This window comes from Actinoallomurus liliacearum, assembly GCF_039542035.1.
Lineage (GTDB): Bacteria > Actinomycetota > Actinomycetes > Streptosporangiales > Streptosporangiaceae > Actinoallomurus > Actinoallomurus liliacearum.
Map to the genome: position 1 here is coordinate 215,967 of NZ_BAABHJ010000020.1, position 13,332 is coordinate 229,298.

Genomic DNA, 13,332 nt, shown 5'->3' on the forward strand with positions numbered 1-13,332 from the left:
ACGACTGTGTCCCAAGACGAGTCCGCGCGCATGATCCGCCGCACAATGCCTCGTGCGGTGACCACGGACGCTCGCCGGGTGAGCGACAGCGCCGATGGTGTGAAGCCCATCACCGTGATGCCTGCTTCGCCGTCGCTGTGGTCACTTCGCCGTCGCCGTGGCCAGGCTTCGTCCCGATCACGCGTTTTGTCCCGTCAAGGCCGACGGCAAGGCTCCGTGCCGCCGGTATGGGGACGACGCTGAAAGACCGAGCCGATTGCGATCGGCTCAGCTTGCCGCAGGGGTCTCCGCAGGCATAGAGCCGTCGGCAACCACTCTGCCACGGACCTCCGCCTGACCCAGAAGAGCGGCGACTTCGACGCACTCGCCGCCGTTGTTCAAACTCCGTGTTGCCTTACGCCACTCGACACCGCTGAGGTCCATCGCTCTTCGGCCACCTTCCTGATGAGGTCCCGTGACATGTGCCCTGGGAGCGTTCTGTTTCGAAGATCGACCAGAACGCGCGAGAGCGTTGCGAGGTCCGCAGGATCGTCCGTCGCGAGCCCTCGCATAACCGTCTCCACGTAGGCTACTCGGCTCATATCGGCCATCGTCGCGAGGACGAAGCTGCTGCCGTTTCCAGAGTGTTCGCCGCTGCTGCTTACGACCTGCACCGTCACGTTCGGGCGCTCACTCAGCGAGAGCAGGTGGTGCAGTTGGTCACGCATGGTCTCGGCCGTGCCGACCGGTCGGTATAGGGCCTGCTCATCGACCAACAGCGCCACCGTAGGAGCGTTCTCCTTGTCGAAGAGCTTCTGGCGTTCCAAACGCGCGTCCACAGCATCCTTGTTACCGCCGAGGATCGCCGTCGCGTAGGACGCCGACTGCGCCAGCCCGGCTATCACCGATAGCTGATAACACGTCAACTCGATGGCGTCCGCCTCTATCTGCGGCCAGTCGAACCAGATCGGCACCGGATGGCCGTCCTCGTTCAGGTCCTCCCACAGGCTGATGAGTGCCCCGCCCGCTTCGAGGAATCCGTCGACGTTCTCAACGAACGATCGAGTGGCGCGCTTCTTCCCTGCCTCGATCTTGCTCACTTGCGGAGCACTCACCTTTGTCAGGCGAGCGATTGCCTCCTGCGTAAGGCCTTTCGCCTCCCGCATCCGGCGCATCTGACGACCGAAGGCGACGAGTGCGGGCGACTCGCGGTAACGCTGACGACGGGGCGGCATTGCACCTGCCTCTCGGTGGAACCTTCCGACTTCAGCCAGCGACTTGCCACTACCTGCCGCCTCTGAGCGGCAAGAACATCCTAGGCCGGAATGTGACTTCATGTGACTGACACATCACACAAGGTTGTGGAGGGTCGCATGGTGGAGGCGGCGCAAGTCGAGATCGTCGTAAAGCGGTGCCCAGAAGCCGTAGCGGAGGTTCGCAGGTTCGTACGCCTCACACTGGGCGACTGGGGCTTGGACGACTACGTGGCATGTCTGGTGGCGAGCGAACTCGTCACCAACACCATCCGGCACGCCTCGGGGGACGACGTGGCCGTACGTCTCAGCCACACCGACGACGGCGCACTGTGGCTGGAGGTGGAGGACGCCACCAGCCTTACGCCACAGATTCGAGAGGTGGAGCCGGCCGACGAGTCGGGCAGGGGCCTTCTCATCGTTGAACAGCTCAGCCGGCACTGGGGCGTACGCCGCCTCGCCGGTGGTGCCGGCAAGGTCGTCTTCGCGGTACTGGAGTCGTGAGGTCTCTCGGCGAGACGGACGACGTCGAGAACGGCCGGAAAGCGCCGCCCGCGCCGGCTGGGGCTCCGGCGCGGGCGGCGTGGGGGATGATCAGTTGGAGCTGCGGATCCAGCCCGAAGTGGTGAAGCGGGCGGCGTCGGCGGGGCGCTCGCCGTTGAACACGACGTTGCCGTCGGCGTCCGAGGCCCGTACGCCGTCGACGTAGACGCCGCGGCCCTGGTACGCCGGGTCGGAGGTGTAGCGCCAGCGGACCGAGGTGGTACCGGCCGGGAGCGTCGCGGTGGCCTTGGCCCAGCGCCGCCCGGCGAAGCCGGAGAACGCCCCGTTCACCGTCCACGCGTTGCGCCCGGACCGCAGGGACAGCGGGGCGGGCGTCCAGGTCTTACCGTCCGAGGAGGTCTCCAGCACGCCGAGGTCGGTCTCCTCGGTGTCGTACCAGAGGTCGAAGGAGAGCTTGGTGGCCCCCGTCGGCATCGGCGCGGTCAGCGTCGCGGTCTTGCCGTCCGCCATCTGGGAGAACCACGCGTCCCGCCCCTCGGCGGGCCGTACGGGGACGGCGCGGCCCAGGTCGCGCGCCACGGCGCGGCGCGCCGGGTTGATGCTGGGCCCGTTGCGGGTCGGGTGGACCCGGTTGGTGAGCAGGATCACGAACGACCGGGAGATCGGGTCGATCACGATGCTGGTGCCGGTGTAGCCGGTGTGCCCGATCGTGACCGGCGAGGTCATCGCGTCCTCGTACCAGCGCAGTCCGATCTCGAAGCCGAGGCCGTGCGCGTTGCCGGGGAACGCAGTGTTGAAGTCGGTGAACAGCAGCCGGACGGAGTCCTCGTCCAGGACCCGCGCGTGACCGTACCGCCCGCCGTCCAGGATCATCTGGGCGAAGATCCCGATGTCGTGGGCGGTGGAGAACACCCCGGCGTGGCCGGCGACGCCGCCGAGGGCGTAGGAGTTCTCGTCGTGGACCTGGCCCCAGACGAGTCCGCGGTCCAGGGCGGCGTACGGCTTGTGCTCGTACTCCGTCGCGGCGATCCGCGGCTTCTCCGACGCCGGCGGGTTGTAGCCGGTGTCGCGCATGCCGAGCGGCCGGGTGATGCCGTCCCGTACGAGCACGTCGAGGGTCTTGCCGGTCACCTTCTCCAGCACGAACTGCATCGTGATCATGTTCAGGTCGGAGTAGATGTACGCGGTGCCGGGCTTGGCCTGCGGGGTGTCCGCGAACAGCGCCGCCTCCTGCGAGGCGCGGTCCGGATAGTTGTAGAAGGGCAGGTCCGGCCGCAGGCCGCTCGTGTGGGTGAGCAGCTCCCGGATGGTGATCGTGTCCTTGCCGTTCTGCCCGAAGCCGGGCAGGTACGACGCGACGGTGGCGTTCAGGTCGACGCGGCCCCGCTCGATCTGCTGGATCGCCGCGACGGTCGTGAACAGCTTCGACATGGACGCCAGGTCGAAGATCGTGTCCTTGCGCATCGGGATCCACTGGTCCCGCGGCAGCTCGGTGGGCTTGTCGTCGGCGTACCGCAGCGCGTAGCCCATCGCGTCCTGCGCCGCGACCACGCCGTTCCGGGCGGCGAGCACGACGGCGCCCGGGTAGTACGGCGTCGGCGCGGAACTCATGTAGCTCGCGGCGTCATTGCCGATCGCCGCGACCGCGTCGGGCGACAGGCCCGCCTGCTGCGGGGTGCCGTCCCGGAGCACGCGGCCGGGGGTGAACCGCAGGTCGGCGGCGGTGACGGTCGGCGGCCCGGCGGTGGTCGTACGCACGGGGGCCGACAGCCCCTTCACCGGTGGGGCCGGTGGCGAGGCGGCCTGGGCGACCGCGGCCGGCGCGCACAGGCCCGCGACGGCGAGGAGGATCGGCAGGGCACGGCGCATCGTCTCTCCTGGGGGATGCGGAGGATGGGGAGGATTCAGCGGTACGGCGGAGGGTGGGGCGGACTCAGCGGTACAGCAGGTAGCGCTTCCGCTGCGCGCGGAAGCGTGCCAGGTCGGCCTGCCAGCCGGCGACGACCTGGTCGACGTTCGCGCCGCCGTCGATGGCGGTGCGGACCTGGTCGGATCCGGTGAGGAGGTCGATCCAGTACGGCGACTTGCTCTCCCGCCAGGCGAAGTCCTTCGGGTAGAGCCGGCGGGCACTGATGATCATGGCGAGCGCGGTGCGGATCGGGTCGAAGCGCCGGCGGTCGGTGACGAACAGCTGCACGCCCCCGCAGTTCTGGTTCACCCACTTGTTGAACGTGGGCGCGAAGTACGCCTCGCGGAACCGCACTCCGGGCAGGCCCAGGCCGTTCAGGTCGTCGGCCCAGTGCCAGTCGACGTACGGCGCGCCGACCATCTCGAACGGCACGGTCGTGCCGCGCCCCTCCGAGAGGTTCACCGCCTCGAACAGCCCCATGCCCGGATAGGCCACCGCCGTATTGATCGTCGGCATGTTCGGCGAGGGCAGCACCCAGGGCAGGCCCGTCTCCTCCCAGGTCATGCCGCGCCGCCAGCCGCGCATCTGGACGACCTGTGGCTTCGCCTTGCCCTCCAGGAACTCCCCGTCGAACAGGCGGGCGAGCTCGCCGACGGTCATGGCGTGCTGCTGGGCGATCGGCTCGCGGCCCACGCCCGAGGCGTACTCCGGGTGGAGCACGGGCCCGGTCGCCTCCACGCCGCCGAGCGGGTTCGGCCGGTCGAGGACGACGAAGCGCTTGCCCGCCTGGATCGCCGCCCGCATGCAGTCGAACATCGTCCAGACGTAGGTGTAGAAGCGCGCGCCGACGTCCTGGATGTCGAAGACCACGGTGTCGATGCCGGACTTGGTGAAGTAGTCGGCGATCTGCTGCGGGGTCTTGGCGTAGGCGTCGTAGACGGCGATCCCGGTGCGCGGGTCCTTGTAGGACCCCTCCGAGCCGCCGGCCTGTGCCGAGCCCCGGAACCCGTGCTCCGGGCCGAACACCGCGGCCAGGTCCACGCCGGAGGCCGCGTGCATGACGTCCACCTCGTGGCTCAGGTCACGGATCACCGCGGTCGGGTTGGCCACCATCCCGATCTTCTGGCCGCGCAGTTCCCGGTAGCCCCCGGCGCGCAGCACCTCGAAGCCCGTACGGACCCCGCCGTTCCGGGACGCGGCCTGGTCGGCCTGGGCGGCCGGCGTGCCGAGCGCGGCGATCGGGACGGCCGCGCCGCCGGCGGCGATGCCACGGAGCACTCCACGTCGTGTCGTCATCAGCGGATCCCCTTCAGGTCGGCCACGACGGGCCGGTGGTCGGAGGCGAGCGTGTCCGGCACGAACGCGCGGGTGACGCGCGGGCCCGGCGTGAAGGTGATGTAGTCGATGCGCGTCACCGGCACGTCGGCCGGGAACGTGGGCGTCGTACGCTGCCCGGCGACCGTCAGCGCGTCGCTCAGCCGCGTCCAGAGCGGCGCGAGCTCGGGCGCGTCCGGCTCGGCGTTGAAGTCCCCAAGCAGCAGCTTAGGACCGTGTCGTCGGTCCATGATGGCCGCCATGTCGGCGACCTGCGCCCGGCGTACGGAGGGGTCGGAGCGGTAGTCGAGGTGGGTGTCGTACACCCAGATCCGCGTGCCCCGCGCCTTGATCAGCACCTCGGGGAAGCCGGGGGCCGGGGCCGGTACGGGGTTCGGCACCTGCGTGGACAGCCGCGTGATCTCGTGGTTCTCCGCCTGGAGGATCGGGAACCGGGACAGCACCGCGACGCCGAACTCCCGGTCGGGCGCGCCGGCCCGGTCCGGCGGAAGCGTGTAGATCGGGGCGAAGAACACCCGCATGTGCAGCCGCCGCGCCAGCCACGACGCCTCGTCGACGTAGTCGCTGCGCGTGCCCCAGTTGACGTCGACCTCCTCCAGCCCGACGACGTCGGGATGCTGGGCCTCGATCGTGCGGGCCTGGCGCTCGAGGTCGAAGACGTGGTCGACGCCCGCACCGGCCTGCAGGTTGTAGGTCATCACCCGAAGTGACGCGCCTTTGGCACCGGCCGCGTGCGCCGGCGGGCCGACGACGAGCGCGGCGAGGAAGAGGGCGAGCCCGGTGACGGCCCGGGGACGCGTACGGACGGACCGGCGGACGAGCGAGGACATGGACTCTCCTGCCGCGTTTCGAAGGTTTGTAAAGAATCAACGGGCGGAATCGGACGTATGAAAATTAGATACGGATGATCCCCAACGTCAATAGCCTCGCCGAAGCGTCTCCGGGAGCACGGCGATGCGAGGATGGAGGGGTCATGCCCAGCGATCCGGTGTTCCGCCTGCCCCGCGCGCTGATCTTCGCGGCCGTGTGCACGGCTCTTGCCGTGGCCGGACATTCGGTGAGCTCACACGAGCCCGTACCGCCCGCCGCGGTCGGCGCGGGGCTCGTCGGGCTGGCCGTCGTCGGCGTCTTCCTCACGGGCGTCGAGCGGTCCCTGGGCACGATCCTGGCCGGGCTGCTCGGCGGGCAGTTCATGCTGCACGTGCTGTTCGCCGCGGCGCAGCACGGCCAGCACCTGGCCCACCACCCCACGGCCGTGGGCTCTCACGGCCACGGTGCGATGACGCTCGCGCACGTGACCGCGGCCGTCGTCTCGGCCTGGTGGCTCCGGCGCGGCGAACGCGCCGTCTGGCGGCTCGCCAGGCGGGCCGCGGCCGCGGCCGTCCGACCGCTGCGGGCGCTCCTGTCGACGTCCGCTCCCCCGCCGGTGCCGTACCGGCGGCACGGGTTCGCCGGCCCGGCCGGCCGCCCGCCGGAACGGACCCTGCGGCACGTCCTCACCCGGCGCGGGCCGCCCGCTCCGTTCCCGGCGTTCCGCTGAACGCCTCGTTCGCACACACCTTGCCGCACCGGATCCGGCGGATCCGGTCACCCGCACGCTCAGCGAGCCTCACGATCGGAGAAACCCCATGTACACCCCGCGACTCCCCCGGCCGCCCCGGGCCGTCCGGCGGCCCTTCACCCGACTCGCGGCGGCGATCGCCGCCACGGCCGTCGGCTGCCTCCTCACGGCGCCCCCCGCGTCCGCGCACACCACGCTCGTCGCCGCCCAGCCGGCCAAGGGCGCCAAGGTGTCGTCGCCCGCCCAGATCAAGCTGACCTTCGCCGAGGCGGTGCGGTTCCCCGGGGTCGTCGTGCTCGACGCCAAGGGCGGCCACCACGAGTCCGGCAAGGCGCACGCGGCGGGCGCCACGGTGACCGAGCATGTGGCAGGCGTCCTGCCCCCCGGCGTGTACACGGTCGGCTGGCGGGTCGTCTCCGAGGACGGACACCCGGTGACGGGCGACTACAAGTTCACGGTCGTGGGCGGGTCGTCGTCGGCACCCGCTTCGGCCGGGTCGACGCCCGCCCCCGCCGGGTCGGCGGACGGCAGCGCGGCCCCGGCGGCGGCCACGCCGTCGAGCACCCCGACCGCGCAGAAGTCCGCGAGCACCTCCAGCGCGAGCTGGTTGTGGGTCGGTCTGGGCGCCCTCCTCGTCGTCGCGGCGGTCGGCGGCGCCGAACTCACCCGCAGGCGCCGCTCGTCGCGGACCTGACCGCCCGCGCCCCTCGTCGAGGCGGGGGGCGCGGCCGTCAGCGGCGTACGGCGGTGAACGCGGCGCGCCGGCCCGGTTCGCCCGCCGGACGCCGGACGCCGTTCACGTACACCTGGACCGCCCCGGCGTCGCTCAGCACGACGTTGAGACGAGCGTCGCCGAACCGAAGGGTCTGCCCGCGCACGAGGGTGCGGTTGACCAGGATGTCGCCGCCGGGGACGCCGACGAAGACCTGGCACCGCGGGCCGGTGACGGTCAGCGTCAGGGTCGCGGCGGGGGCGGCCGCGATCGGCCGCCGCGTCGGCGCCGGCTCACGGACCCGTGCCCAGATGGAGTAGCCGGCGAAGGCCAGCACGCCGGCCAGCACGACGATCCCGATGAGGGCGACGATCGTCACCCGGCGGAGCGACCGCCTGTGCTGCGGCGAGACATGACGTCCCACGGTGAAGAGTCTAGTCAGCCGTTAAAACGCGCGACAGTCACCCTATTTGTTTATGTCCGGAAACGGTCGCAGCCACGGGTTTGGCGAGCCATCGTGCGACGTCCGGAACGCCTGTGGCGTAAGGGATGCGCCCCGTCGGCCACACCCAGTCGGAATGTCCGGAAGTAGGCGTTATTCGCCGGTGCTAACTGGATAATTCTCCCGACGGGTGACGGGAAGCCGTCAAATGAGCGGACGGACACCGCCGATGCCTTATTCTCGCCGCGCCACCGGGACGAAGGCACTGGGACACGCCCTGGGCACGCTGCTGGTCCTGCTGCCGGCCCTCGCCGCGTGCGCGCTCGGCTCCGGCCCGAGCCGATGCGCCGGCCGGGCGATCACCGTCGCGGTCGCGCCGTCGATCGCCCCGGCGATCGAGCAGGCCGCGCGCCGGTACGAGTCCGCGGGCGGGTGCCGCGTCACCGTGAGCCGCCAGCGGCCCTCCGACGTCGCGGCGGCCCTGTCCGGGCAGGGTTCCAACCCGGGCGTGGCCCGCCCCGACGCGTGGATCCCCGACTCGTCCCTCTGGCTGCCGATCGCCCGCCGCACCGACGCGGGCGCCGCCGCCGTACGGGCGTCCGGCGCGTCGGTCGCGATGTCACCCCTGGTCCTCGCGGTCCCGCGCGGGCACGGGCCGGGCACCGCGACCTGGCGGCTCCTGCTGTCCACCCGGCTGCCCGGGACCGGCGGCCCGTCGCCCGCCCTCCGGATCCGATTCCTCGACCCCGCCGGCGACGCCGCCGGCCTGGGCGCGCTGCTGCTCGCCCAGCACGTCGCCGGCCCCGGCCGGAGCGGGCTGTCCTCCTTCGCCGTCACGCTCTACTCCGACCTCGGCGGCGCGCTCCCCGACGAGCGGGCCGCGTACGCCCAGATCGCCAAGGATCAGGCCGCCCGGCCGCCGACCGCGGTGGTCCTGTCCGAACAGTCGGTCTGGCGGCACGCGCACGCCGGCGACGCCCCGACCGTCACCGCCCTGTACCCGAAGGGCCCCACCCTCGCGCTCGACTTCCCGTACGTGTCCACCACGACCGACCGCGGCCGCTCCGGGACGGTCGAGGACTTCCAGGCCACGCTCGCCCAGTCCCAGACCCGCGTCGCGCTGCAGGGGCTCGGGCTGCGCACTCCCGACGGCGTGGCCGGGACGGACTTCGACGAGCGGTACGGCGTCACGACCCGCGCCCCGGACCGGCTCCCGGCCCCCGACCCGGTGAACACCGGCCGGGTCCTGCAGATGTGGCAGCGTACGGTGCTCGGCGCGCGCATGCTGATCCTCCTCGACGTCTCACCGTCCATGGGCGACCCGGTCCCCCGGACCCAGGACACGCGCATGCAGGCCACCGCGAAGGTCGCCGTCGGCGGGATGAAGATCCTCAGCGACAACTCGCAGGTGGCGCTCTGGGAGTTCTCCACCGCGCTGGACGGCGCCCGCGACTACCGCCAGATCGTGCCGTTCCGTACGCTCAGCGACAAGATCGGCGCGAGTACGCAGCGCGACCTGGTCGAACGGTCCTTCGCCGCGGCGGCGCCGGTGCCGGGCAGCCGCACCGGTCTGTACGACTCGGTGCTCGCCGCCTACCAGGAGGCGGTCCGGACCTACCAGCCCGACCACAACAACGTCGTGGTCGTGCTGACCGACGGGATGAACTACGACCCGGGCCGCACGATCTCCCTGCAGACCCTCCTGAAGGAGCTCGCCCGGGCCGGTGATCCGATGCGCCCCGTCGCGGTCGTGCCCATCGCGTTCGGGCCCGACATCGATCCGGGGCCGCTGCAGCGGATCGCCGCGGCGACGGGCGGGCAGGCCTTCGTGACCCTCGACCCGCGGCAGGTGCAGCAGGTGTTCCTGCAGATGTTGATCCGCCTCACATGCGGGGAGACCTGCCCCACGTCGTAAGTTGTCCAGGTAAGGTCACGGTGCTGTGAGGTCACTCGAGTGGCTGGGCATGGCCAGGCATGGCGAGAGCACGGGGAACGTCGCCGCGCACGACGCGGCGGCCCGCGGGCTGGACGCGGTCGACATGACCCTGCGCGACGCCGACGTCCCCCTGTCGCAGCTCGGGCGGGAGCAGGCGATCGCGCTCGGTCGCCGGCTGGCCGAGCTCGCCCCGGACGAGCGTCCGACGGCGGTGGTGTGCTCGCCGTACCTGCGGGCGAGGGACACCGCGCGCCTCGCCCTGGAGCAGCTGGCCGATCCGCCGCCGATCGTCCTCGACGAGCGGTTCCGTGACCGCGAGCTCGGCGACTTCTACCTGCTCACGCAGCGCGGCGTCCAGGCGCGTCACCCGGAGGAGGCCGAGCGCAAGCGCAGGCTCGGGAAGTTCTACTACCGGCCGCCCGCCGGCGAGTCCTGGGCCGACGTGGCGCTGCGGCTGCGGAGCGTCCTCGGCGACCTGGACCGGGAACATCCCGGCGGCCGGGTCCTGGTCGTCGCGCACGACGCGATCGTCGTCCTGACGCGGTACATCGTCGAACGCCTCTCCGAGGAGGAGCTGCTCGACGTCGAGCGCACGGTCGTCGCGAACGCCTCGCTCACCGTCTGGGCCCGTGAGGACGACGAACTGCGGCTCGTCACGTTCAACGACACGAGCCACCTCAAGGACGCCGGCCTCCTCTGAGGGCTCAGTCCTCCTTGTCGTCGTGCACGAAGAGGTTGAGCAGCCAGCTGACCAGGCCGACGACGATCGCGCCCCAGAACGCCGCCCAGAACCCCGACACGTGGAACGGCAGATTCAGCTTGTCCGCCGCCCAGCTCGCCAGCCACAGCAGCAGCCCGTTGACGACGAGCGCGAACAGCCCCAGCGTCAGGACGTAGAACAGGCAGCCCAGGGTCTTGACGATCGGCTTGATGAACTGGTTGATGAGGCCGAAGACCACCGCTACGGCGACGAGCGTGCCGATCTTGCGCGGTGTGGTCGCGGCCGTGAGGTCGATGCCGTGGACCACCAGAGTCGCCACCCAAAGGGCGACAGCGGTGATGACCACTCGAATCAGGATCTTCACGACACGATCGTCGCACGCGGCGGGCCTCGATTCGACGGTCAGGACGCCTTCTCAAGGGTTGCGGTCTCGGGAGCGGGGGCGCGGCGGGCGGCGAGGACCCTGATCGCCGGCGGCCCCGCCAGCGCGACGAAGACGGCGAGGACGCCCGGGAGGACCAGCGCCGTCCGCAGTGAGGTCGCCTCGGCGAGGTGGCCGATGACGGCCGGGCCGGCCAACAGCCCGCCGTAGCCGAAGCTGGTCAGCAGGGCGATCGTCCGCCCGGCCGAGGCCGAGTCCGCCCCTGCGGAGCTGAACCCCACCGGCACGACCGTCGCCAGGCCGATTCCGACGAGGACCCATCCCGCCCAGGCGCACCCCAGGGCGGCGCCGCCGGCGGAGGGGGCGAGCAGCACGAGCGCGTAGCCGGTGGCGGCCACGGTGCCCGCCAGGCGCAGGGTACGGCCGCCGCCGAGGCGGCCCCGCAGCCGGTCGCCGAGGAACCGCATGGTGGTCATCGCCACCGAGTAGACCGTGTAGGACAGCGGCGCCAGGTCGGCCGAGACGTGCAGCACGCGGCGGGCGTGCATCGCCGCCCAGTCCATCGCGCCGCCCTCGCAGATCGCGCCGGCGAGCATCACCACGCCGAGCAGCACGATCACCTTCGGGATCCGGCCGCGGCCCGAGCGCGCCGCCTCCGGCGACGCCTCCGACGTCTCCCGCGCCGCGGGGCCGGGGAGGAGGAGGCGAGCCGGGAGGAGGAAGAGCACCGCCATGACGAGCGCCGTGCCGACGAGGAGGGCCTGGACGCCGAGGCCGCCGCGCATCGCGGCGGCCGTGACGAGGCCGGCGACCGCGCCGCCGAGACTCCACAGGCCGTGGAACGCCGACATGATCGGCCGGTCGTAGCGGACCTCGACCTCGACGGCGTGGGCGTTCATGCCGACCTCGAGCAGCCCGAAGCCGAGGCCGAAGACGACCGCGCCGACGAGGAGCGCGGAGTAGGACCCCGCGAACGCCGGTCCGAGCAGGAGCAGGGCGTGCAGGGGCCCGGCGACCCAGGTGAGCCGGCGGCTCGACCAGCGGTCCGCCATTCGGCCCGCGGCCTGCATCGAGACGAGCGCGGAGAGGGAGATCAGGAGCAGCGCGGTGCCAGTCCTCCCGGCGGTCAGGTCGAGCCGGTCCGCGAGGGCCGGCAGGCTCGCGGCCCAGATGCCGATGGTCATGCCGCACAGCCCGAAGTAGCCGAAGACGCCGACGCGCGCGCGCCTGGCCACGGAATCGAACACAGCCCCTCCTAATTTGCTCTTGCCGAGAACATAATCGAAGAGGGAGGGCTGACACAATCGACGGGTGCGTACGGTGACCGGAGCGACGACCAGCGGCGAGCTGCGCCCGCACAACCTCGTCCGCCTGCTGCGGGCCGCGCATGACGGCGCGGGCCGGGCCACCCGCTCGGAGCTCACCCGTGATCTCGGGCTGGCTCGCGGAACGGCCGCCGTCCTGGTCGCCGACCTGGCCGAGGCCCGGCTGGCCGAGGAACGGCCCGCGCCGCAGCGGGCGCGCGGCCGCCCCACCGCGATCGTCGGCCCGCACCCCGAAGGCCCCCTCGCCCTGGCCGTCGACCTGCGGGAGGACGCCTGGACGACCGCCACCGCCGAGATCGGCGGCGGCCTGACGGTGCGCGAGGAGCGGCCGCACCCCGGGAACCCGCCGGAGGCCGTCCTGGGCGACCTGGCCACGGCGATCGACCGGTGGCTCACCGAGCTCGGTCCCCGGGTCGTCAGCGTCGGTGTCGCGCTGCCCGGCCCCATCCGCGACGGCCGCGTCGTGGACATCCCGCACCTGTCCTGGCACGACGTTCCGGCGGCGGAGATCCTGCGCGCCGGCGCGACGCCGGTCGCGCTGGGCAACGACGCGACGCTCGCCGGCCTGGCGGAGGCGCGGCGCGGCGCGCTCCGCGGCGTCGGCGTCGGCCTGCACTTCCACGTCGACTTCGACCTGGGCGGCACGCTGCTCGTCGACGGTAGTCCGCTGCACGGCGCGCGGGGGACGACCGGGGAGTTCGGGCACATGCCGCTGGGCGGCTCGGACCTGCCGTGCGACTGCGGCGCCGTCGGCTGCTGGTCGCTCCAGGTCGGCGCGAACGCGCTGCTGCGCGCGAGGGGGGTCCCCGTCGAGCCGGCGCGCGGACGGGCGGACGCCCTGCGGATCCTCGCCGGCGCCGCCGAGGGCGATCCCCGCTGCGCCGCCGCGCTCGAGGAGGTCGCCCGCGCGTTCGGGACCGGCACCGCGGCCCTCGTCAACGCGCTCGACCCGCAGCGGGTCACGCTGTCCGGCCTGGGCGTCCGGCTCCACGAGCAGGCGACGGGCGCGTTCACGGCCGCCTACGAGAACGGCCTCATGGCCTTCCGCCGCGAGGAGCCGCCCCAGGTCGTCCCCGCCGCGCTGGGCGGGGACGCGACCCTCGTCGGAGCGTCGGAGCTGGCCTTCGACGCCTTCCTCACGCCCGAGGGCCTGACCGCCTGGCAGGCCGCCCGCTGAGCCCCGGCCAGCGGCGGCGGCAGCGGCAGCGGCAGCGGCAGCGGCAGCGGCAGCGGCAGCGGCAGCGTGAAGTCTCGGAGAAGACCCTCCGCGTGG

14 protein-coding genes are annotated in these 13,332 nt (G+C 72.2%); 6 read left to right on the forward strand and 8 right to left on the reverse strand.

The window, feature by feature from the left end:
* Positions 1 to 267: 267 nt before the first annotated feature.
* Entirely contained in the window at positions 268 to 423 is a 156-nt protein-coding gene (locus tag ABD978_RS26860; protein WP_345360280.1) for a DUF397 domain-containing protein, read from the reverse strand.
* Entirely contained in the window at positions 378 to 1,316 is a 939-nt protein-coding gene (locus ABD978_RS26865; RefSeq protein ID WP_345360283.1) for a helix-turn-helix domain-containing protein, read from the reverse strand. Before ABD978_RS26865 ends, ABD978_RS26860 begins: the two co-directional genes overlap by 46 nt.
* Before the next feature lie 36 nt (positions 1,317 to 1,352).
* Between ABD978_RS26865 and ABD978_RS26870 the strand changes: the two genes are divergently transcribed.
* Positions 1,353 to 1,736, forward strand: coding sequence for an ATP-binding protein (locus ABD978_RS26870; RefSeq protein ID WP_345360286.1), 384 nt, complete (start codon positions 1,353 to 1,355; stop codon positions 1,734 to 1,736).
* A gap of 90 nt (positions 1,737 to 1,826) precedes the next feature.
* On the opposite strand, the gene ABD978_RS26875 is transcribed toward ABD978_RS26870, so the two are convergent.
* The 3 genes from ABD978_RS26875 to ABD978_RS26885 all read right to left on the reverse strand — a co-directional run bounded on the left by ABD978_RS26875 (position 1,827) and on the right by ABD978_RS26885 (position 5,810).
* Positions 1,827 to 3,605 (reverse strand): serine hydrolase domain-containing protein, encoded by a 1,779-nt coding sequence (locus ABD978_RS26875; RefSeq protein ID WP_345360289.1) that lies wholly within the window; start codon positions 3,603 to 3,605, stop codon positions 1,827 to 1,829.
* Between the two features lie 64 nt (positions 3,606 to 3,669).
* Positions 3,670 to 4,941 (reverse strand): exo-beta-N-acetylmuramidase NamZ family protein, encoded by a 1,272-nt coding sequence (locus ABD978_RS26880; RefSeq protein ID WP_345360292.1) that lies wholly within the window; start codon positions 4,939 to 4,941, stop codon positions 3,670 to 3,672.
* Complete coding sequence (locus ABD978_RS26885; protein ID WP_345360295.1) at positions 4,941 to 5,810, reverse strand: endonuclease/exonuclease/phosphatase family protein; 870 nt, start codon at positions 5,808 to 5,810, stop codon at positions 4,941 to 4,943. The genes ABD978_RS26880 and ABD978_RS26885 overlap by 1 nt, the downstream gene beginning before the upstream one ends.
* A gap of 143 nt (positions 5,811 to 5,953) precedes the next feature.
* On the opposite strand from ABD978_RS26885, the gene ABD978_RS26890 reads away from it, so the two are divergent.
* Positions 5,954 to 6,520 (forward strand): hypothetical protein, encoded by a 567-nt coding sequence (locus ABD978_RS26890; protein WP_345360298.1) that lies wholly within the window; start codon positions 5,954 to 5,956, stop codon positions 6,518 to 6,520.
* A gap of 88 nt (positions 6,521 to 6,608) precedes the next feature.
* Positions 6,609 to 7,235, forward strand: coding sequence for a copper resistance CopC family protein (locus tag ABD978_RS26895; RefSeq protein ID WP_345360301.1), 627 nt, complete (start codon positions 6,609 to 6,611; stop codon positions 7,233 to 7,235).
* 37 nt (positions 7,236 to 7,272) lie between these two features.
* Here ABD978_RS26895 and ABD978_RS26900 read toward each other — a convergent pair whose 3' ends face one another.
* A complete protein-coding gene (locus tag ABD978_RS26900; RefSeq protein WP_345360304.1) occupies positions 7,273 to 7,677 on the reverse strand; it encodes a RodZ domain-containing protein in 405 nt (134 codons plus the stop codon).
* A gap of 247 nt (positions 7,678 to 7,924) precedes the next feature.
* Between ABD978_RS26900 and ABD978_RS26905 the strand changes: the two genes are divergently transcribed.
* Both ABD978_RS26905 and ABD978_RS26910 read left to right on the forward strand, forming a co-directional pair.
* Positions 7,925 to 9,610, forward strand: a complete 1,686-nt coding sequence (locus tag ABD978_RS26905; protein ID WP_345360307.1) for a substrate-binding domain-containing protein — start codon at positions 7,925 to 7,927, stop codon at positions 9,608 to 9,610.
* Positions 9,611 to 9,635: 25 nt separating this feature from the next.
* Positions 9,636 to 10,331 carry a histidine phosphatase family protein gene (locus ABD978_RS26910; protein ID WP_345360310.1) on the forward strand — a complete coding sequence of 232 codons (696 nt, stop codon included), beginning with the start codon at positions 9,636 to 9,638 and terminating at the stop codon, positions 10,329 to 10,331.
* Between the two features lie 4 nt (positions 10,332 to 10,335).
* Here ABD978_RS26910 and ABD978_RS26915 read toward each other — a convergent pair whose 3' ends face one another.
* Both ABD978_RS26915 and ABD978_RS26920 read right to left on the reverse strand, forming a co-directional pair.
* Positions 10,336 to 10,716: a phage holin family protein gene (locus tag ABD978_RS26915; protein WP_345360313.1), complete on the reverse strand. Its 381-nt coding sequence runs from the start codon at positions 10,714 to 10,716 to the stop codon at positions 10,336 to 10,338.
* A gap of 38 nt (positions 10,717 to 10,754) precedes the next feature.
* Positions 10,755 to 11,981, reverse strand: coding sequence for an MFS transporter (locus ABD978_RS26920; protein WP_345360316.1), 1,227 nt, complete (start codon positions 11,979 to 11,981; stop codon positions 10,755 to 10,757).
* Positions 11,982 to 12,045: 64 nt separating this feature from the next.
* Here ABD978_RS26920 and ABD978_RS26925 point away from each other — a divergent pair, with 64 nt between their 5' ends.
* Positions 12,046 to 13,236, forward strand: coding sequence for an ROK family protein (locus ABD978_RS26925; protein WP_345360319.1), 1,191 nt, complete (start codon positions 12,046 to 12,048; stop codon positions 13,234 to 13,236).
* The last annotated feature ends 96 nt before the right edge of the window (positions 13,237 to 13,332 follow it).

What these genes read in the sequence shown, in the direction of transcription:
- ABD978_RS26895 (WP_345360301.1), top strand. Translation starts at nt 6,609, where the DNA reads ATGTACACCCCGCGACTCCCCCGGCCGCCCCGGGCCGTCCGGCGGCCC.
- ABD978_RS26865 (WP_345360283.1), bottom strand. Translation starts at nt 1,316, where the DNA reads ATGAAGTCACATTCCGGCCTAGGATGTTCTTGCCGCTCAGAGGCGGCA.
- ABD978_RS26875 (WP_345360289.1), bottom strand. Translation starts at nt 3,605, where the DNA reads ATGCGCCGTGCCCTGCCGATCCTCCTCGCCGTCGCGGGCCTGTGCGCG.
- ABD978_RS26905 (WP_345360307.1), top strand. Translation starts at nt 7,925, where the DNA reads ATGCCTTATTCTCGCCGCGCCACCGGGACGAAGGCACTGGGACACGCC.
- ABD978_RS26880 (WP_345360292.1), bottom strand. Translation starts at nt 4,941, where the DNA reads ATGACGACACGACGTGGAGTGCTCCGTGGCATCGCCGCCGGCGGCGCG.
- ABD978_RS26890 (WP_345360298.1), top strand. Translation starts at nt 5,954, where the DNA reads ATGCCCAGCGATCCGGTGTTCCGCCTGCCCCGCGCGCTGATCTTCGCG.
- ABD978_RS26870 (WP_345360286.1), top strand. Translation starts at nt 1,353, where the DNA reads ATGGTGGAGGCGGCGCAAGTCGAGATCGTCGTAAAGCGGTGCCCAGAA.
- ABD978_RS26885 (WP_345360295.1), bottom strand. Translation starts at nt 5,810, where the DNA reads ATGTCCTCGCTCGTCCGCCGGTCCGTCCGTACGCGTCCCCGGGCCGTC.
- ABD978_RS26860 (WP_345360280.1), bottom strand. Translation starts at nt 423, where the DNA reads ATGGACCTCAGCGGTGTCGAGTGGCGTAAGGCAACACGGAGTTTGAAC.